The sequence below is a fragment of the Novosphingobium aquae genome (genome assembly GCF_037572715.1).
GTDB classification, from domain to species: domain Bacteria; phylum Pseudomonadota; class Alphaproteobacteria; order Sphingomonadales; family Sphingomonadaceae; genus Novosphingobium; species Novosphingobium aquae.
The window spans coordinates 73713-91298 of record NZ_JBBHJY010000001.1 but is presented as its reverse complement, the minus strand read 5'-3'; the positions used below and the strand labels follow the sequence as shown (position 1 = coordinate 91298).

The window sequence follows — 17586 nt, the reverse complement described above, 5'->3', positions numbered from 1 at the left end:
TTTTGGCGTAATATTCATACTGCGGAGGCTTAATGATTCGTGACACCGTCTCGCTGGGAAAAACTTCCGGCATCGTAACGGCCTTGTCCCTTGGCATCGCTCTCTCTTCCATCGCCAATGCGCAGGCCCTTGCCGGCAGTGTCGCGCCATCGCGCGACCAGGTCGAGACCAAGATCCCTGACAGCACGCAGCCAAAGGCGGAGGTCTTCGCCAAGGAATTCAAAAAGGCCTACGAGGACGAGGCGGCCAGACGGCGTTGACCGCCAGCCACCTTCGGCACGAACATCACTTCGTCGTCCGGCTTTAACGCCGTCGTCCAGTCCCCGGCCACCACTCCGCCAATGGCGATTGCCGCCCGGCCTTCCACCGCCTCGGCAAAGCCCGGAGCCTCAGCATCAAGCGCGCGGACCAGCGCGAACAGGCTGCCCGCATCAACCTCCATCTCGCCGCGCCCGCCGAAGAATTCTCCGGCGAACGGCGGCAGCAGGATGACGCGGGCCAAGCGACTCAGTCCCCCACGCTCAGGCCGACGCCTTCAGCCCCGCGTAAACCCGGTCGGGCGTCAGCGGCAACTGGGTGAACCGCTTGCCGGTGGCATCGCGCACCGCGTTGGCTACGGCGGCGAGCGGCGGCACAATCGGCGCTTCGCCCACGCCCTTCACGCCATAGGGATGGGCCGGGTTTGGCACTTCGACAAGCACGGTGTCGATCATCGGCAAGTCCGAGGCGACTGGCATGCGGTAATCGAGGAAGCCGGGGTTCTCGATCCGGCCCTGCCCGTCAAACAGGTAGGCTTCATTCAGCGCCCAGCCGATCCCCTGCGCCGCGCCGCCCTGAAGCTGGCCTTCGACATAGTCGAGGTGGATCGCCGTGCCGACATCCTGCACCGCTGTATAGCGCACCACGGCAACCTGCCCCGTCTCGGCATCGACTTCGGTGTCGCAGATGTGGACAGCGAACGCCGGCAGGTAGTCGAGCGGATTGACCGCTGCTTCGGCCGAGATCGGCCCGGAGAACTGGCCAGCCTTGCCGGCGATGGCGGCGATGGTCAGCACTTGCTCGCCCGGGCCATGCGCCGCGCCGTCGCGCCAGACAATCTGGTCTTCGGTCACGCCCATCAGGCTCGCCGCGCGGGAGACCAGAGTGGCGAGGACTTCGCGCGCCGCCACGACCACGGCCTTGCCCGTGGCGAAGGTCACGCGGCTGCCGCCGGTCACCATCGAATAGCCGATCGAGGCGGTGTCGGCGATGGTCACCCGAACGCTTTCGTAAGGCACCTGCAGCGTTTCCGCTGCCATGATCGCCATCGACGCGCGGCTGCCGCCGATGTCGGGGCTGCCAGTCGTTACCTGCACTGATCCATCCGAAGCGAGCGCCACCGAGGCGGTCGATTGGCCGCCATAATTGCCCCAGAACGCGCCCGCGACACCGCGCCCTTGATTGGGCCCGAGCGGAGCGGACCAGTGCGGGTGCGCTTTCGCTGCCTCAAGGCATTCAACATAGCCGATCTTGCCGTGCGGCAGGCGAACCGGGCCGGGATCGCCCGGCACCACGGCGTTCTTCAACCGTAGGTCGATCGGGTCCATGCCAAGCTTAAGCGCGAGATCATCGAGGCAGCTTTCGACCACAAAAGCGATCTGCGGCGCTCCCGGCGCGCGGTAGGCCTTGGTGCCGGCGAAGTTGGACAGCACGTCCCATCCCCGCGCCCAGAAGGCCGGGAGGCGGTAGGCGCCCAGCGCAGTCATCACGCCAGGATGGATCGTCGATCCGGGATAGGCGCCCGACTGGTTCCAGAATTCGAGCTTGAGCGCAGTCAGCGTGCCGTCTTCGCTCGCCCCGATGATGATGTCCGCCACCACGCCCGGCGCGGGGCCGCTGCCGGCGAAGACTTCTTCGCGGCTCATCGTCAGCCGTACCGGGCGGCCCGACTTTTTCGAAAGCAACATAGCGACCGGTTCAAGGTAGATCCCGGTCTTGCCACCAAAGCCGCCGCCGATCTCGAGCGGATAGGTCCGCAGATCGCCGATCGGCATGTGCAGCACGGCGGCGGTCTGGTTCCGCAGGTCGAAATGGCCCTGGCTCGAAATCCACAGCTGCCCCTGCCCGTCGGCATTCCAGCTGGCGACGCAGGCGTGCGGTTCGATATAGCCCTGATGCACCGGCGCGGTTCGGTATTTGCCCGTCGCCGTCACCGCCGAAGCGGCCAGCGCGGCATCAACATCGCCATCATGCAACGTGAAGGAGGCCGAGGCGTTCGACGGCTTCGTCGGCGCGGGTTCGATGCCCTTGGTGATCATGCCTTCGTGCAGGATCGGCGCGCCATCGGCGAGCGCCTCTTCCACTTCGATGACATGCGGAAGGACTTCGTAATCGACCACGATCAGCTTGGCCGCAGCCTCGGCAATCGCCTTGGTTGTCGCGGCAACGGCGGCGACGGCGTGGCCGATGTACAGCACCTTGCCCTGCGCCATGCAGGTCGAGGCGATGTGCTGGAGGTTGCTGCTGGTCTCCCCCGCGGCGACGACTTTCGATTCCTGCCCCGGAAAGTCGGCGCTGGTCACCACCGCCTTCACCCCCGGAAGGGCCTCGGCCTTGCTGGTATCGATAGAGATGATGCGTGCATGAGCGTGCGGGCTGCGCAGGATCGCGCCATGGATCATGCCTGCCGTGGTGAAGTCAGGTCCGTAGACCGCCTTGCCGGTGACCTTGTCGACGCCGTCCGGGCGCACCGGACGCGTACCGATAACCTTGAAGGTCTTAGGATTTTCAGGCGCGTTCATGCGGTGGCACCCTCTTGGCGCATCTGCGCGGCGGCGGCCTGAACAGCGCGGACGATCTTGTCATAGCCGGTGCAGCGGCACAGGTTTCCGGCGAGCCAGTAGCGGATCTCGCTTTCGTCCGGATCGGGGTTGCGTTCGAGCAATGCCTTGGCCGCGACGATGAAGCCCGGCGTGCAGAAACCGCATTGCAGCGCACCGAATTCGAGGAACTTGTCCTGCACGGGATGGAGCACGCTACCCTCGGCCACGCCTTCGATCGTCGCGATGGTCCGGCCTTCGGCCTCGGCTGCAAGAACGAGGCACGAGCAGACCATCTGGCCGTCGAGCATTACCGTGCAGGCTCCGCAATCGCCCGAACCGCAACCTTCCTTGGCCCCGGTCAGCCCAAGGCTGGACCGCAGGGCATCGAGCAGGGTTTCGCTCGGATCACATAGGAATTCCGCCGGATCGCCGTTGACCGTGGTGCTGATCGCCATTCTGCTCATGCCTGCTCTCCCTTGGCCCGCGAGAGGGCAATTATTGTAGCCCGGCGCGCCAGGACGCCGGCCATGTGGGTACGATATTCGGCGCTGCCGCGTTTGTCGCCGATCGGACGGCAAGCCGCGCGCGCGGCCGCCTCCATGACATCGAGCGCCGTGTCATCGACCCGCGTGCCGACCAGCGCCGCGCCCGCCTCCGGGACGAGAATCGCTGTGGGCGCAACCGCACCAAGCGCCACCCGCGCTGCGATGCACACGCCGTCAGCGCCGATTACCAGCGAGACGCCGACGCCGACGATGGCGATGTCCATCTCGGTGCGCGGGGTGGCGCGCAGGTAAGCGTCGCCGCCGCCAACGGAACGCGGCGGCAGGCGCAGTTCAGCGATGAATTCGCCCGCGCTGAGCGTCGTCTTGCCGGGAGCGGCGGGGATCTCTTCGACCGGCACCAGCCGCTCGCCTTGGGGACCAACCACCAGCGCGGTGGCTCCGGCCGCGATCAGTGCCGGGACGGCATCGGCGGCGGGCGAGGCGTTGCACAGGTTGCCAGCCATTGTCGCGCGGTTGCGCACCTGCACCGAGCCGATCAGGTTCGCCGCCTCGACCACGCCCGGCCATGCGGCGGCGAGGTGCTGCGACTGCTTGAGGCCCGTGCACGGCATTGCCGCGCCGATGGTGAAGCCTTCATCGTGGCCCTGCACCGCCTGCATCGCCGAAATCCGCTTGATATCGATGACGGCTCCGGGAGCAACACGCCCGCTGCGCATCTGGACGATCAGGTCGGTCCCGCCGGCCAGAATACGGGCGGATGGATCGGCGGCGAGCAGCGCGGCAGCCTCTTCGCGGCTGCGCGGCTGGTGGTATGTCATGGTCATCTTGCCACTGTGGCGGGCCGTGAAGACTCCCGCAAGTCGGAACGCGGCAATTTGTCCTGCCGCTGCAAGCAAGCGGACCCGCGATGCCGTCAAGCCGCCGCTGGACCTTGGCCTGCACGTCAGACTAGGCTGCGCGCCAACGGAGGATGCCGATGGGCAAATATGTAATGATCGCGCAGTCGGCACCGCTGCCGGGGCGCGAGGCTGAATATGACGCGTGGTACGATGCGGTCCACATGAAGGACATCTGCGCCCTGCCCGGCGTCACCGGCGGTCGCCGCTTTACCGCCACGCCCTTCGCCATGCCCGAACCCGGCGCACCGCGGCTCGCCATCTACGATATCGAAACCGACGACGCGGCGGCATTCATGGCCGAAATGGGCCGTCGCAGCGCCGATGGCATGATTACCCGCTCCGATGCGATGGACCGCTCCGCCGCCAGGATGTGGATTTACGAGGAACACCCCAGCTCATGAATGCCGAAACAAACGTCACCGCGCAGGCGTGGTCGATTCCGACCGAGGCCTACCTCTCGCCGGACTATGCCCGCGCCGAACGCGACGCGATCTGGCGCAAGGTCTGGCAGGTCGCCTGCCGCGAAGAGGAGATCGAGAAGCCGGGCGATTTCGTCACCTATGACATCCTCGACGATTCTATCATCGTTACCCGGCAGGACGATGGCGCAATCAAGGCCTATCACAATGTCTGCCCGCACCGGGGGCGCAAGCTGACCGAAGGCTGCGGGCATGCCAAGGGCTTCAAGTGCGGCTTCCACGGCTGGACCTGGGCGCTCGACGGGCGCAACCTCGGCGTCACGCGCAAGTCCGGCTATGGCGACAGCCTGAGCGCGGACGACATCCGCCTGAAGGACGTGCGCGCCGAGACCTGGGGCGGCTGGGTGTTCATCACCATGGACCCGGACGCTGTGCCCTTGCGTGCATACCTCGGCGAGGTCGCGCCGCTGCTCGACCCGTTCGAGATGCAGAATATGCGCTATCGCTGGCGGCAGTGGCTGCACTTCCCGTGCAACTGGAAGGTCGCGGTCGAGGCGTTCAACGAAGGCTACCACGTCATCGGCACGCACCCGCAGCTGGCGGTCTATTCCGACAAGCCGACCTGGAGCCGCTCACTCGGCATCCATGGCAATTTCGGCGCACTGCAGCGTGAAGGCGTTGGCGGCGGCACGGCCGGAGCGGCGGGGGCGCCGGACATGCGCGTCGGGCTCGCCACCAGCCTGAACCAGGTGTGGAAGGAAGTCTGGGCAACGACCACGCAGACCATGGTCGATGTTGCCAACAAACTGGTCGACGAATTGCCCGAGGGCACCAGCGCGATGGAAGTGCAGATGCATTTCATGCGCCGCGTGATCGAGGAGGATGCCAGGAACGGCATCACCTGGCCCGCGCTCGATCCCAAGCACGCGGCGGAAGCAGGAACCGATGTCCACATCTTCCCCAACACCGTGCTGATCTATGGCCCTACTTTCGCCCTTTGCTACCGCGCACGGCCCAACGGCTATGACCCCGATTCCTGTATTTTCGAGGTCTATACGCTGGAGAAATTCGCCGAAGGGCAGGAACCGAAGCCGGAGAACCTCTACAAGCCCGAGCAGACGCTGGACCACTGGCCGGTGGTGCTGCTGCAGGACTTCTCCAACATGGGCGCGGTGCAGCAGGGGATGAAGTCGATGGCCTTCAGCTCCGCCCGCCCGCACCCGACCGAGGAGGAAGCCGTCGTAGGCTTCCACCGCGCGCTGGCTGGGTACATGGGGACTGGCGGACCGGTGGAGGTGGGTTAATCCAACCGCGGATCAACCACCACCCGCACCGGCGCACCTGGCCCTGACATCGCCGCCAGCGCCTCGGCCACGCCTGATCGTCCGATGCGCGCGCCGATCCATGGGGCGACGTCGATCCGCCCGTCGCCGATCGCGCGCATGGCGAGGTCCATGTCCTGAGGCTCTTCCCCGCCGGCGAACTGGACGTTGAGCCGCTTGTTCTGCGCGGCGAAGACGAAGAGGCTTTCCTCTTCCATGCAATAGCCGCCCATGACGATGCGCCCGTCGAACGGCGCGGCCTCTATCAGGGACTGGAGCATCCCTGCACGTCCGACGCATTCGTAGATCAGGTTTGGCGCCCGGCCCACGTCGGGGAGCGGCGCGTGGGGGCTGACCTCGCGCGGATCGACGGCGTTATGCGCGCCCATCCGCAGCGCTTCTTCGCGCCGGGCGGGGTGGAAGTCTGCCGCGACAATCGGGGCAATTCCCATAAGCTTGAGACCGGCGATCACGCCGAGGCCGATGGCCCCGCAGCCCAGCACCAGCGCAACATCGCCCTTCTCCGGCCGGCCCCGCCGCGCGTGTTCGAGACCGACGGCGAGCGGCTCGATCATCGCGCCGTGATCGTCATCGAAGCTGTCCGGTAGGGAGAACATGATGTCCTCGTCGAGCAACATCAGTTCGCCGTAGCCACCTGGGCAGACGTGGTTGAAGCCCACTACCGCGTGGGCCCCGCCGGCCCTCATGATCGGCACCGAGGTGACCTTGCTGCCGACCGCAACCTTGCGCGCGGAACCGGGCCCGTAATCGATTACCTCGCCAACGAATTCATGCCCCGGCACGAAGGGCTGATCCCATTGCAGCGCAGCGTAGGGCCCGCCGAGTTTGCGCGACAGGTCGATGATGTTCTGCCCGGCGTGGAGGAAGTGCTGCTCGCTGGCGCACATGCCGCACGAATGGGTGCGCACCAGCGCCTGGCCCTTGCCGGGGACGGGATCGGGGACCTCGCCGGTGAGGACTTCGCCGTTCTGGATGTATGCTGCCTTCATGACGCAAATGCCGCCTTCACTTCTGGAATGACCTGTTCGAGCAACTTGAGGCACTTCCACCCTTCTTCCGGGTCCAGACCGCCAAGCAGCGGCTGCAGGCCGAGCGAGGTCTTGTCCTCCATGCGACCCGCCTGGGCCACGAACTGCTCCGGGGTCCAGCAGGCGAAAAGCCCCGCCTGTCTCAGCGCCGCCGGGTTATCCAGCCCCTTGAACGGCGAGTTGGAGGCATCGCCCTCCTGTTCGGCCCACTTGGCATATTCGGTGATGACGTGGACGGCGTGGCGCTCGATCGCCTTCCAGCCGGCTTCGGGGTCCTCGCACAGATGGATCGCCAGCGGCATGCCGCTCTTGGGCCGGGAGTACTGACGCGGCGCATGGCCGAGCCGCGCGCATTCCTCGAGATAGAGATCGACCAGCTCGCCCTTCATCGGCCCGAAACCCACGCCAAACCGCGCCGCGCGCCGCGCCGATGCGGGCACCCCGCCGCCGACAAGGACGATATCCTCTGGTTCCTGCACCGGTAGCGGGCGCACGAAGACGGGCTTGCCGTCCACCTCGAAGCGTTCACCATGCAGCGCGCGCAGGATCAAATCTATATTGTGATCAAGCAGTTTTGCCCGATCCTTCAGGCTCTTGCCGAACATCGCGAATTCGAACGGCACATAGCCCGCGCCGAAAATCACGTTGAGCCGCCCGTTCGAGATCAGGTCCACCAGCGCGATCTTTTCCGCCAGCATCACCGGATCATGCAGCGGCAGGATCACCGCGCCGAGCATGAAGCTGATCCGCTCGGTTACTGCCGCCATGGCGCTCGCCAGCACGAAAGGCTGCGGCAGGTAGCCGTCGTCCGAACCATGATGCTCCATCAGCCCGATACGGTCGACGCCGATCCTGTCGCAGAACGCCGCCATGTCGACAGCAGCACGATACAGTTCGGTCGCAGGCGTGCCCCAGTCGGGCGCGCGCATGTCAAAAGAGACGGTAAGTTTGGTGTCTTTCATGCTGACATTCCCATGTTTTTCAATTCGTCATCCTGAACTTGTTTCAGGATCCATTTGGCCTCTTGGCCCGGTTCATGCGAAAGCGTGCGGACGGCGCCGTTGCACCATCAAACCTTATCCGCGCGCAAGGCCTGATGGATCCTGAAACAAGTTCAGGATGACGCAGTTGGGCAAGATGGCCGTCATACCTTGAGAACTTGATAGGAGGGATCACTGCGGTCGCGCGTCCAGCCGGTGTGCTGTTTCATCGGCGTAACCTCGCGGATTTCGTCCATTTCCATCACCGCGCGCCGGTGATCGAGCGCCCAGCGGCCCTCGCGCCTGGACCAGCGATCGACATAGCGGGACAGGACCGTCATCTGCATCAACCGCCCCTCGCGCTCCATGCGCAGGGTGGCGGTGACATAGCTTTCGCTCCCCGCCCGGTCCCCGTCGAGCTCGATCAAGATGTTCGACATCTGGTGAGAATGTTGCAGCAAATAACTGTGCTGGCTGCAAACATGATCGATGAAGGCGCGCCCGGCGCCTTGGAAATTGTGCTCGTAATCGGCCGTGCCGTCGTCGTGCCAGATCGAATAGCCAAGTTCATGATCGATCCTGTCCATCGCGCGGCAATAGCGGTAAATCTGGTCAGTGATGGCTTGCCGGTCGGCCACCTGGGTGAGAAGATCGCTCATGACTTCTTGCCTGCATAGGCGCCCGATGCCTTCTCGATCATGAGGATACGCTCACGCCGCGCATCGGGTGATTGCGGCGCGAAACCGACTTGGTCATTGGGCGATCCCCAATTGTAGATCGGCCCGTGGGGCAGTTGCTCCAGCCCGACGCGGGCAACATCGGCAGAACTTGCCATGCCGGCTGTGTTGACCGTCTGACCACTGGCTTCCAGCGCCCTGCGATGCGCGGGCGTATCGGTGCGGCCAAGGATCAGGTTGAGCACGTCCACGCCGTAGTGGCGGAATTCGGCCCACAGGCCTTCGGCGAGGTTCATCACGAAGGCCTTTGATCCGCAATAGACGCCCATGCCGTTGAGCCCGCCATAGCAGGCACCCGAGCCGACAAGGATCATACCCCCGCGTTTCCGGTCGCGCATGCCCGGGCCAAAGTGGTGGGCCAGCCCCATGGTCGTCGTCACGTTCATCGTGACCAGCGCGTTCCAGGCCGCCAGGTCGCGATTGAGGAAGCGCGCCCCGTTGGTGTCAGCACCGGCATTGGCGATGAACAGTCCCACTTCGAACGGCGCGGCGATTTCGGCAATGCGGGCAGCGGCGTTCGGCTGGGCCAGATCGACCGAGCCGGTCACGACCTTGACCCCATGGCTCGCGCGGATCTCCTCGGCGAGTTCCTGCAGCGGACCTTCCCGGCGCGCGATCAGGACAAGGTCAAAACCCTGCGCCGCAAGCTGGCGAGCGAATTCGGCGCCGGTCCCTTCGGAAGCCCCGGTTATCACCGCGCAGGGTCCGTATCGGTCGAAGAATTCCGTAGCCATTCCATGATCCTCTGATTGCCCGCCAAACTTGGCGCTTGCCTTCTGTGCATAAATTCAGGAATCAGTGAATATGTCAAACACACCCCTGCCCGCATCGACCCGGCGATTTATGGATGAGATGGTCACGCTGATGGAGCCGTGGGGCTGGTCGCGCACGATCGCGCGGATTTTCGCCTATCTGCTGGTGCGTGAAAGGCCGGCCACGCTGGACGAAATCGCCGCCGATCTGGGCATCGCCAAAAGCAACGCATCGATGGCAACGCGCGAACTGGTCGATTACGGCAACGCCGTCCGCCTGCGGCAGCCCGGCACCAAGCAATTGTTGTTCGACGCGCCATCGGCGCAAACGGGTCCGTTCGCCCGCCGGTCGGAAATGCTGATCCACATGGCGAACCTGCTCGAAGCGCAGCGCGAAGGCATGGGGAATGCTGCGGTGGAGCGACTCAGCCGGCAGGCCGAATTCCTGCGCGCGATGGGCGAGGCGATCGACACGGTAATCCGCACTAGAGGCTCGCTTCCGCCCGAGTGATATCGCGGTTACAGGCGTTTCAAAGCATCCCGCCTGCTGGCAGCATGGCAGTGAAGCGAAGGACGCCGAATGACCTTGCCCCAATCCTTGAGCGACCGCCTTGTCCTGCCGGTCTTTGCCGCGCCGATGTTCCTTGTCAGCGGGACAGACCTGGCGATCGCCTGCTGCAAAGCAGGCGTGATTGGCTCGCTCACCCGCAACCACTGCCGCGACTATGACGAGATGGTGGAGCAACTGCGCACCGTGCGCGCGGCCCTCGATGCTTTCGCAGGCGAAGGCGGGCACGCCGGGCCGCTGGCAATGAACATTTCCCCCACCATGGGTCACGAGTATTTCGCCCGCCACCTTGCCGCCTGCCGCGATGCCGGCGTGGCGATCATCGTCACTTCGGTCGGCGATCCCACGGCCAATGCGCCGCTGGTCCGCGATCATGGCATGCTTCATTTCCACGACGCGACGACGGTCCGCTTTGCCGAGAAGGCCGCGAATGCCAGCGTGGACGGCATCGTCTGCATCGGCGCTGGCGGCGGCGGCCATGCCGGACAGATCAGCCACCTCGCCTTTGTGCCGCATGTCCGCAGCTTCTTTGACGGCACGATCGTCATGGCCGGGGCGATTTCCACCGGCGCAGCGATCCGCGCGGCCGAGGTGCTCGGCGCAGACCTTGCCTATATGGGCACGCGCTTCATCGCCACGCAGGAGAGCGACGCGCCGGCGGCCTACAAGAAGATGCTGGTCGAAGGCGGCGCGGCGGATGTCACCTATACCAGCGGGGTGAACGGCATGCCGGCATCGTGGCTCAAGGCCAGTCTGCGCGAGATCGGCCTCGATCCGGAAAACCTGTTCATTCCTGACGCCCGTTCGACGGAACACTTGCCCGAGGGCAAGACCCCCTGGCGCGATATCTGGAGCGCGGGACAGGGAATTGCCCTGATCGACGATTATCCATCGGTGGCCGATCTGGTGGCACAACTGCACGCTGAATACGCCGCCGCCTGCGCCGTGCCGGTATGGGAGGCGGCACGATGAACGACCGCGTCCTGCGCCGCGATGAGGGCGAAGTCTGCGTCCTCACGCTGAACCGCCCGGAAAGCCTCAACGCGCTCGATACGGCAACATTCGAAGCACTGGATGCGCACTTTGTCGATCTGGAAGCGCAGGCGGACTCGATTGGCTGCGTCGTGCTGCGCGGGGCTGGCCGGGCGTTCTGTGCCGGGGCCGATCTCAAGGCGATGGCGGGCGTTACGGTCGATCCGCGCTTCAAGCCGGGCATCGTCGAGCGGCTTGCCCGCCTGCCGCAACCGGTGATCGCGGCGGTCCACGGCGCCTGCTATACCGGCGGCCTTGAAATGGCGCTCGCCTGCGACATGATCCTTGCCGACACCACGGCGCGCTTCGCCGATACCCACGGCAAGTGGGGACTGATCGGCGCATGGGGCATGAGCCAGCGCCTGCCGCACCGCATCGGCCCATCGGCAGCAAAGCGCATTATGCTCTCCGCCCAGCCCATCGACGGCGTGGAAGCGCACCGCCTCGGGCTGGTCGACATACTGGCGGAAGAAGGCGGGCTCGATGCCACGGTAATGGATTTCGCCGCGCAGGTGGCGGACAATTCTCGCTACACCAACCTCTACGTAAAGCGCGCGCTGGCGGCGACCGAGGGCATGGCCATCGATGCGGCATTGCAGTGGGAGGCCGAGAATTATCCCGGCCGCTCGCCCGATCACAATGAACGGATCGCGCGGTTCGCGAAGAAGGGCTAGCGGCTCCGCACTTCCGCCATGGCCTGCCATTCAAGCAGTCCGGCCTTGCGGTTTGCGGCGAGGATCGGGCCGGGTTCGCCATTGCCGAGCGTCAGCGCAATGTGCGTGCTATCGAAGCTGCCGACCGAAATGTCGAAGCTCTCCCACTTTCCATCGACATGAGCGATCACCCACGAATGTGGCTGAAACGCGTTTTCGGACCCGAAATAGCGTTCGCGCATGAAGACCAGCCCGTTCGCCACCCGCGTCGGGATGCCTGCCGCGCGGGCAAGGGCGGCGTAAAGACTGGCGTCTTCGGTGCAGTCCCCAGCCCGCCGCTTCCAGGCCTGCCGCGCGGAATGGTGGCCGAAGAATTCCACGCGGCTGATCCGCGCGCGGGCCATGTCGCCCAGCATGCGCATCCGGGTGCGTTCCGATACCTTGCGCCCGGCGATGGCGCGGACTGCGGCGACCAACTCGGGGGCATCGCTCTCGATCCACGGCGAAGGCGTGCGCCAGCGGGCGAGGCGCTCGGCGTCATCGGGCAGGCCCGTACCACAGGCGCGGCACACATCGATCCGCAAGTTGCCGTCTGGCTGTTCGCGCACCCGCTGTTCGGCCGTTTCGGGAATGGCGAGCGGCGCACCGGCACGCGGGCGGAAGGTGTAGCGGATGTGACCGCGCAAAGCCGCTTCGGAGATGGCGAAGGGCGATTTGAACCGCAGGCTGGCAACCGCCCGGCCAGCTGAAAGGTCCGTCGCCCGCACCGGCTCGGCGCTGCGTTCGAAGACCAGCCGCCCGCCCGGGAGCGGTTTCTCGGCGCGCTGGACTTCGCCCTTGTCGTCCCGCGTGACCAGCCAGGCGTCGGCAAATTCGCCGTCGCGGTAATGGAGTAGCGCCTCTTCCGCTCCTGCCTTCGAACGTTCGATGCGACCGCGCGGGATCGTGGTTGTGCCGGGTTCGATCTCGGCAATATCGCCCGTCAGCGGCGCTCCGGAGAGCCACTCCCCGTCCGCCAGCCGCAGCGCCGGATCAAGCAGCATCTGCCGCATGGTCCGCGCCTTGCCGCGCTCACCCTCGACCAACATTGTCGTGCCCGCGACGGTCAGGCGCACCCGGCTTTTGCTGCCATTGCGATCGGTCTCGGCGAGCAGACCAAGCAGGCGTCCCTCCAAGTCTTCTTCACGCACCACACGCACGGTCAGCCGCGCGGCGGGGTGGTCCTTGATGCGGAAAGCCGTGACCCTTTCGCGGGTCAGGCGGCGGCCTAGGGGTAAAGCGTCGACGCTTTCGTGCTGCCAGCCGATCAGCTGGCCCTGCTCATCGGTGATACGGAACCATGTGTCCGATGCCAGCGCTGGCCCTGCCCACAACACGGTCAAGGCATAAACCAGACGCAAGCCGATCAGGACCCGAGCGCCACCACTCCGCCGGTCGAACCGAAGCCGCCCGCGCCTCGCGCCGTGTCATCCAGTTCGTCGACCTCAACCCAGCCAGCCTGCACCACCGGCGCCAGCACCAGCTGCGCCACGCGGTCTCCGCGGCGGATATCGAAAGCTTCACTGCCGAGGTTGATGAGGATGACCTTGAGCTCACCGCGATAGTCGGAATCGATCGTCCCCGGCGTGTTGGGCACGGTGATCCCATGCTTGAGCGCAAGGCCTGAGCGCGGGCGTACCTGCACTTCGAAACCCGGCGGAATTGCCAGGGCCAGCCCGGTCGCAACCGCATGGCGCGCGCCGGGAGCAAGGGTCACATCTTCGGCCGAAACCACGTCCATGCCAGCCGCGCCGCTGGTGGCATAGGCCGGAAGATCAAGCCCCTCGCCATGATCCAGCCGCTTTACGAGAACAGGCACGGCTTCACTCATTCCACGGTCTCCAGCGCCTGCGCGATGCGTTCCATGATCGCCATGGCCACGGCTTCCTTGGGCATTTCAGGCAGATGTTCGACTCCGGTCGACGTGATGATCGCCACCCGGTTGACCGCGCCGCCCATGACATCGCCCGATACGTCGTTGGCGACGATCCAGTCCGCGCCTTTGCGGGTGCGCTTTTCGGTCGCGTGTTCGAGAACGTGATCGGTTTCCGCCGCAAAGCCGACGAGCAGCTTCGGCTTGCGTCCGCCGGCTGCTACACTCGCCAGAATGTCCGGATTCTCGGTCAGCATGAGCACCGGCGGGGCCGATCCGCGCTTCTTGATCTTGCCCTTGGACACGTCCTTGGAACGCCAGTCAGCCACGGCGGCGACCATGACCGCGCAGTCGGCAGGGAGCGAGTGTTTCACCGCGTCGGCCATCTGCCGCGCGGTTTCCACGTCGACACGGTCCACTCCGCGCGGGGTGGGCAAGCTCACTGGGCCGGACACCAGCGTAACCCGCGCACCCAGCCGGGCGGCGGCTTCGGCAATGGCATAACCCTGCTTGCCCGACGAGCGATTGGCGATGTAGCGCACCGGATCGATGGGCTCGTGCGTGGGGCCGGCCGTCACCAGCACATGCTTGCCCGAAAGCGGGCCTTCGACCGGTTCGCCCGGATCGAAATCGGGCTGGCCGTCGAGGATGTCGACCCGCACGCCATGGTCGTCACCGGGGATCGGTTCGGGCGCGGACTGGTTAGCGTTGACTGTGTGGTTGATCGCCTGCGGATCGGTTGGCGGAGCAGCGCGCGCGCGGCCCTTTTTCGCCAGCGGGCCGCCTGCGGTGGGGACCGGGGTGGCCTCCTCCGAGGTGGCCGGCACCTCGGGAATCGCCGGGATCGGCAGCTCGACCGGATCGCTGGATGGCGGCGCTGGCAGGTAATCGATATCGTCAAGCGACGGCGCCTTGCCCTTGCCTTCGCGCTGGATCAGTTTGGATGCCATCGGTCCCAGCCCGATATCGCCGCTGCCATCATCGTCAGGCTCAAGCGCTTCGAGCACCGAGCCTGCAAACGGGGCGCTTGGGCCCTGCATTGGAAGTGCATCGGGTCCTTCGAACAGGCTCGCAATCCGTGCCCAGATCGCTTCGGGTTCGGGCAGGCGTCCAGGGCCGTATTCGCCGCAGGCCATGTCGCCTTCGTCGGGTTCGACGACGAGACAGCCGGCGCTGGCAAGCGTTTCGACATTGCGCTGGGTGGCGGGATGCAGCCACATGCGCACGTTCATTGCCGGGACTGCCATCACCGGCTTGTCGGTAGCGAGGAGCAGCGTGGTGGCAAGGTCATCGGCGATGCCCGCTGCCATGCGCGCCAGAAGGTCCGCCGTTGCCGGGCAGACCACGACAAGGTCCGCTTCGCGGCTGAGCCGGATGTGGCCCATCTCGGCTTCGTTGCGCAGGTCCCACAGGGTGGTGTGGACGGGATTTTCTGACAGCGCGGCAAGGCTCATCGCGGTGACGAACTGCGATCCGCCTTCAGTCAGCACGCAGGTTACCGAGCCGCCGCTCTTGCGGATCAGGCGCACCAGTTCGCACGACTTGTAAGCCGCGATGCCGCCGCCGACGACGAGGAGAATCCGGGGTCCGATCATGCGCCCTCGCTACTAGCCGCTGCTTTGGCCGAGGGAAAGGCCGCGCTTGCCAGTCCCTTGAGCGCCATCGGCACAAATGCGAGGCCGAGCCACATCATCGGCGCGATCATCATGCCCCAGTACCAGTTGTCGCCGCGCCCGCCGATCATGAAGGCGAGGCCATAGCCGAGGAACAGCAGCGTGGCGAAAGTGGCGATCGGGGTGCGCCAGCCGGCCCAGCCGAAGACCATCAGGACCATCAGCGGCCCTGCCAGCATCGCTGGGATCAGCCGCAGGTTGCTCGACAGCACGACCATCGACATCCAGCCGGACAGCCCCCGGAGCGTAAGCCACGAAGGCCCGACCGGATCGTCAGGCCTCACCAGTCCCGCGACAGTATGCAGGTGCAGTGCCATGGCGGCGATGAATAGTCCGACCAGCAGCGCCCAGGCTCCGAATTCCCTCCAGCGCCGGTTCCACAACGCAAAAGCACCGAGCAGCAGCACGAAAGGCAGCGCATGTTCGCGCAAGGACAGCGCGGCGGCGGCGGCGATCCATGCGCCAGTCCACTTGCCCTTCTCCGGCCGGTACAGCCCCATGGCGAGCGCCAGCAGCCCGCCCGACCACAATTCGTGCAGCACGAAGAAATAGCCGATCGACAGGATCTGCACGCCAAGGAACACCAGGACCGTCGCCCACAGGCGCACGCCTTCGCCGCCCGGTTCCTCACCAAGCCGCCGCCACCAGACGATCAGGATCGCAGCGATCAGAGCCAGCGCGAGCAGCGCCTCCACCTTGCCGCCATCGCTCGGATTCGCCGGCGGCGGCAGCTGCGCCTGGATCGTCGCCAGTGTCGGCAGGCGCACGGCAAAGCCGGGGCGCAGCGGGTAGCGGCTGGCGCGGTGTTCGATCGCCACCGCCTCGTAATAGTTCTCACCCCGGCGCAGGTGCTCGGTCACACGGTCGTAGAGCGCCAGATCCTCGTCCCGCGCCTTGGCTCCCTCCTCGACCTTGCGCCCTTCGGCAAGCGAGGTGTGTACGCCCTCGCCCGAGCGCATCGGCGTGATCGCGGCGAGGACGAGGAAAGTCAGCAGCAGCGCCAGCACCGCGCGCGCTGGCCCGGCCTTCCAGTGGGCGAAGCGGTTCCACTCGGGCGCGGTCATGCGCGTTGCTCCCGCGCGGCATCGATCAGGTTGCGTAAGCCGAACGGCATCCACGCAAGGCCCATGAACAGGAACGGCACGGCAATCACCCCCCAGTAGAAATTGTTCTGCCGTCCAGCGATCATAAACGCCAGCGCATAGCCCAGCGATAGCAGCGCGCCAAAGCGGCCCGCGTGGCTGTTCCACCCGGTCCAGCCGAACACGGCCAGCACGGCGAGCGGACCGGCAAGCACTTGCGGCAACAGGTTGAGCAGGCTCGAATGTTCGATCTTGTAGAGCCAGCCGCCGATCCCTTCGAGCGCCAGCCATGACGGCGACACGGCATCGCCGGGCCGGATCTGCGCTTCGGCAAGGCTGAGGTGCCAGGCGAGTGCGGCGGCATACAACGCAACCAGCAATGCCCAACCCAGCGCCTCACGCCGGTTCCCGCGCCACAGCGCCAGCGCGCCCATCAGCAGCACGAAGGGCAGCGCCAGTTCGCGCACCGCGAGGGCGGCAGCGGCAACCAGCAGGGCAGCGATCCACTTGCCCTGATCGGGGCGGTGCAGCGCGAAGGACAGGACCATCAATTCGGCGGACCAGACCTCATGCAGGCTGAGAAATTCGGCGGGCATTGACGTGGACAGGCCCACAAGCAGCAGCGCCGTACCAACCAGCTTCACCGCATCTCCGCCTGGCTCGGCCGCAAAACGCCGGTAAATGAAGGCTAGCGCGACGAAGACCAGAACAAGGTTCAGTCCGACCAAACCCTTCGCCCCCAGCGCCGCGGTAACATAGGCCAGCGTCGGCAACCGCACGGTCAAGCCCGGCGCGACCGGATAGCCGTTGGCGCGCTGCAATTCGGTGGCAGCGACATAGTAATCATCGCCCGCCGCGACGCGCTCGGCAATGCGGCGATAGAGCAGGAGATCGTTGTCCTTCTCGCCTTCGATGGCTTCTTTCGCGGCAACTGAGGCGACAGATAGAGAACCAGCAGTCTGCGGCGCAAGATCTGGCGCATCCGCCAATTCGCGCGGCATTCCGGGCGCCCATGCGGCAAGCGCCATGAACAGCAGCAGCACGGCAAGCGCGATCCGCGCCGGGCCCTGCCGCCAATGCGCATAGCGGTCAAAGGCCGGCGTGGCCGCTTGCGCCTTCACTTCCTCAACGCTCATGCGCCCCCCTGAGCCCCGGTGCTGCCGCATAGCTGGCACAGCCCCGCCGCGCACGCAAAGCTGGC

Annotated in this window: 19 protein-coding genes; 6 read left to right on the top strand and 13 right to left on the bottom strand. The window is 65.8% G+C overall.

Annotated elements, in window-relative coordinates; genetic code table 11:
* Positions 1 to 32 precede the first annotated feature (32 nt).
* Positions 33 to 260 (top strand): hypothetical protein, encoded by a 228-nt coding sequence (locus WG900_RS00465; RefSeq protein ID WP_339963917.1) that lies wholly within the window; start codon positions 33 to 35, stop codon positions 258 to 260.
* Here WG900_RS00465 and WG900_RS00460 read toward each other — a convergent pair.
* The 4 genes from WG900_RS00460 to WG900_RS00445 are packed head-to-tail and all read right to left on the bottom strand — an operon-like array spanning position 230 to position 4131.
* Complete coding sequence (locus WG900_RS00460; RefSeq protein ID WP_339963915.1) at positions 230 to 502, bottom strand: MoaD/ThiS family protein; 273 nt, start codon at positions 500 to 502, stop codon at positions 230 to 232. The two genes, WG900_RS00465 and WG900_RS00460, sit on opposite strands and share 31 nt — an antisense overlap.
* A 19-nt stretch (positions 503 to 521) precedes the next feature.
* Positions 522 to 2780: a xanthine dehydrogenase family protein molybdopterin-binding subunit gene (locus tag WG900_RS00455; RefSeq protein ID WP_339963914.1), complete on the bottom strand. Its 2259-nt coding sequence runs from the start codon at positions 2778 to 2780 to the stop codon at positions 522 to 524.
* Positions 2777 to 3265, bottom strand: coding sequence for a (2Fe-2S)-binding protein (locus WG900_RS00450; RefSeq protein ID WP_339963913.1), 489 nt, complete (start codon positions 3263 to 3265; stop codon positions 2777 to 2779). Before WG900_RS00450 ends, WG900_RS00455 begins: the two co-directional genes overlap by 4 nt.
* Complete coding sequence (locus WG900_RS00445; RefSeq protein WP_339963912.1) at positions 3262 to 4131, bottom strand: FAD binding domain-containing protein; 870 nt, start codon at positions 4129 to 4131, stop codon at positions 3262 to 3264. Before WG900_RS00445 ends, WG900_RS00450 begins: the two co-directional genes overlap by 4 nt.
* Before the next feature lie 152 nt (positions 4132 to 4283).
* Between WG900_RS00445 and WG900_RS00440 the strand changes: the two genes are divergently transcribed.
* Positions 4284 to 4607, top strand: a complete 324-nt coding sequence (locus tag WG900_RS00440; protein WP_339963911.1) for a hypothetical protein — start codon at positions 4284 to 4286, stop codon at positions 4605 to 4607.
* Entirely contained in the window at positions 4604 to 5929 is a 1326-nt protein-coding gene (locus WG900_RS00435; protein WP_339963910.1) for an aromatic ring-hydroxylating oxygenase subunit alpha, read from the top strand. The genes WG900_RS00440 and WG900_RS00435 overlap by 4 nt, the downstream gene beginning before the upstream one ends.
* Here WG900_RS00435 and WG900_RS00430 read toward each other — a convergent pair.
* The 4 genes from WG900_RS00430 to WG900_RS00415 all read right to left on the bottom strand — a co-directional run bounded on the left by WG900_RS00430 (position 5926) and on the right by WG900_RS00415 (position 9447).
* Positions 5926 to 6957 carry a zinc-binding dehydrogenase gene (locus tag WG900_RS00430; protein ID WP_339963909.1) on the bottom strand — a complete coding sequence of 344 codons (1032 nt, stop codon included), beginning with the start codon at positions 6955 to 6957 and terminating at the stop codon, positions 5926 to 5928. The two genes, WG900_RS00435 and WG900_RS00430, sit on opposite strands and share 4 nt — an antisense overlap.
* Entirely contained in the window at positions 6954 to 7958 is a 1005-nt protein-coding gene (locus tag WG900_RS00425) for an LLM class flavin-dependent oxidoreductase (RefSeq protein WP_339963908.1), read from the bottom strand. The genes WG900_RS00430 and WG900_RS00425 overlap by 4 nt, the downstream gene beginning before the upstream one ends.
* 182 nt (positions 7959 to 8140) lie before the next feature.
* Positions 8141 to 8635 carry a nuclear transport factor 2 family protein gene (locus WG900_RS00420; RefSeq protein WP_339963907.1) on the bottom strand — a complete coding sequence of 165 codons (495 nt, stop codon included), beginning with the start codon at positions 8633 to 8635 and terminating at the stop codon, positions 8141 to 8143.
* A complete protein-coding gene (locus WG900_RS00415; RefSeq protein WP_339963906.1) occupies positions 8632 to 9447 on the bottom strand; it encodes an SDR family NAD(P)-dependent oxidoreductase in 816 nt (271 codons plus the stop codon). The genes WG900_RS00420 and WG900_RS00415 overlap by 4 nt, the downstream gene beginning before the upstream one ends.
* Positions 9448 to 9517: 70 nt before the next feature.
* Here WG900_RS00415 and WG900_RS00410 point away from each other — a divergent pair, with 70 nt between their 5' ends.
* The 3 genes from WG900_RS00410 to WG900_RS00400 all read left to right on the top strand — a co-directional run bounded on the left by WG900_RS00410 (position 9518) and on the right by WG900_RS00400 (position 11739).
* On the top strand, positions 9518 to 9976 hold the full coding sequence (locus tag WG900_RS00410; protein WP_339963905.1) for a GbsR/MarR family transcriptional regulator: 459 nt from the start codon (positions 9518 to 9520) through the stop codon (positions 9974 to 9976).
* A gap of 69 nt (positions 9977 to 10045) precedes the next feature.
* Entirely contained in the window at positions 10046 to 11005 is a 960-nt protein-coding gene (locus WG900_RS00405) for an NAD(P)H-dependent flavin oxidoreductase (protein ID WP_339963904.1), read from the top strand.
* Positions 11002 to 11739, top strand: a complete 738-nt coding sequence (locus tag WG900_RS00400) for an enoyl-CoA hydratase/isomerase family protein (protein WP_339963903.1) — start codon at positions 11002 to 11004, stop codon at positions 11737 to 11739. The genes WG900_RS00405 and WG900_RS00400 overlap by 4 nt, the downstream gene beginning before the upstream one ends.
* Here WG900_RS00400 and WG900_RS00395 read toward each other — a convergent pair.
* From WG900_RS00395 to WG900_RS00375, 5 genes are read right to left on the bottom strand one after another with little or no spacing between them, the layout of a single operon-like run.
* Positions 11736 to 13094 (bottom strand): transglutaminase domain-containing protein, encoded by a 1359-nt coding sequence (locus WG900_RS00395; protein ID WP_339965292.1) that lies wholly within the window; start codon positions 13092 to 13094, stop codon positions 11736 to 11738. The genes WG900_RS00400 and WG900_RS00395 overlap by 4 nt on opposite strands.
* 29 nt (positions 13095 to 13123) lie before the next feature.
* Positions 13124 to 13588, bottom strand: coding sequence for a dUTP diphosphatase (dut, locus tag WG900_RS00390; RefSeq protein WP_339963902.1), 465 nt, complete (start codon positions 13586 to 13588; stop codon positions 13124 to 13126).
* Positions 13585 to 15225, bottom strand: a complete 1641-nt coding sequence (locus WG900_RS00385) for a bifunctional phosphopantothenoylcysteine decarboxylase/phosphopantothenate synthase (RefSeq protein ID WP_339963901.1) — start codon at positions 15223 to 15225, stop codon at positions 13585 to 13587. The genes dut and WG900_RS00385 overlap by 4 nt, the downstream gene beginning before the upstream one ends.
* Positions 15222 to 16367, bottom strand: a complete 1146-nt coding sequence (locus WG900_RS00380) for a hypothetical protein (RefSeq protein WP_339963900.1) — start codon at positions 16365 to 16367, stop codon at positions 15222 to 15224. The genes WG900_RS00385 and WG900_RS00380 overlap by 4 nt, the downstream gene beginning before the upstream one ends.
* A complete protein-coding gene (locus WG900_RS00375; protein ID WP_339963899.1) occupies positions 16364 to 17521 on the bottom strand; it encodes a hypothetical protein in 1158 nt (385 codons plus the stop codon). Before WG900_RS00375 ends, WG900_RS00380 begins: the two co-directional genes overlap by 4 nt.
* Positions 17522 to 17586: the final 65 nt, after the last annotated feature.

Coding starts and splice junctions, on each gene's coding strand:
- WG900_RS00455 (WP_339963914.1), bottom strand. CDS start 2,780: ATGAACGCGCCTGAAAATCCTAAGACCTTCAAGGTTATCGGTACGCGT.
- WG900_RS00450 (WP_339963913.1), bottom strand. CDS start 3,265: ATGAGCAGAATGGCGATCAGCACCACGGTCAACGGCGATCCGGCGGAA.
- WG900_RS00405 (WP_339963904.1), top strand. CDS start 10,046: ATGACCTTGCCCCAATCCTTGAGCGACCGCCTTGTCCTGCCGGTCTTT.
- WG900_RS00375 (WP_339963899.1), bottom strand. CDS start 17,521: ATGAGCGTTGAGGAAGTGAAGGCGCAAGCGGCCACGCCGGCCTTTGAC.
- WG900_RS00415 (WP_339963906.1), bottom strand. CDS start 9,447: ATGGCTACGGAATTCTTCGACCGATACGGACCCTGCGCGGTGATAACC.
- WG900_RS00445 (WP_339963912.1), bottom strand. CDS start 4,131: ATGACCATGACATACCACCAGCCGCGCAGCCGCGAAGAGGCTGCCGCG.
- WG900_RS00465 (WP_339963917.1), top strand. CDS start 33: ATGATTCGTGACACCGTCTCGCTGGGAAAAACTTCCGGCATCGTAACG.
- dut (WP_339963902.1), bottom strand. CDS start 13,588: ATGAGTGAAGCCGTGCCTGTTCTCGTAAAGCGGCTGGATCATGGCGAG.
- WG900_RS00400 (WP_339963903.1), top strand. CDS start 11,002: ATGAACGACCGCGTCCTGCGCCGCGATGAGGGCGAAGTCTGCGTCCTC.
- WG900_RS00420 (WP_339963907.1), bottom strand. CDS start 8,635: ATGAGCGATCTTCTCACCCAGGTGGCCGACCGGCAAGCCATCACTGAC.
- WG900_RS00380 (WP_339963900.1), bottom strand. CDS start 16,367: ATGACCGCGCCCGAGTGGAACCGCTTCGCCCACTGGAAGGCCGGGCCA.
- WG900_RS00440 (WP_339963911.1), top strand. CDS start 4,284: ATGGGCAAATATGTAATGATCGCGCAGTCGGCACCGCTGCCGGGGCGC.
- WG900_RS00385 (WP_339963901.1), bottom strand. CDS start 15,225: ATGATCGGACCCCGGATTCTCCTCGTCGTCGGCGGCGGCATCGCGGCT.
- WG900_RS00435 (WP_339963910.1), top strand. CDS start 4,604: ATGAATGCCGAAACAAACGTCACCGCGCAGGCGTGGTCGATTCCGACC.
- WG900_RS00410 (WP_339963905.1), top strand. CDS start 9,518: ATGTCAAACACACCCCTGCCCGCATCGACCCGGCGATTTATGGATGAG.
- WG900_RS00425 (WP_339963908.1), bottom strand. CDS start 7,958: ATGAAAGACACCAAACTTACCGTCTCTTTTGACATGCGCGCGCCCGAC.
- WG900_RS00430 (WP_339963909.1), bottom strand. CDS start 6,957: ATGAAGGCAGCATACATCCAGAACGGCGAAGTCCTCACCGGCGAGGTC.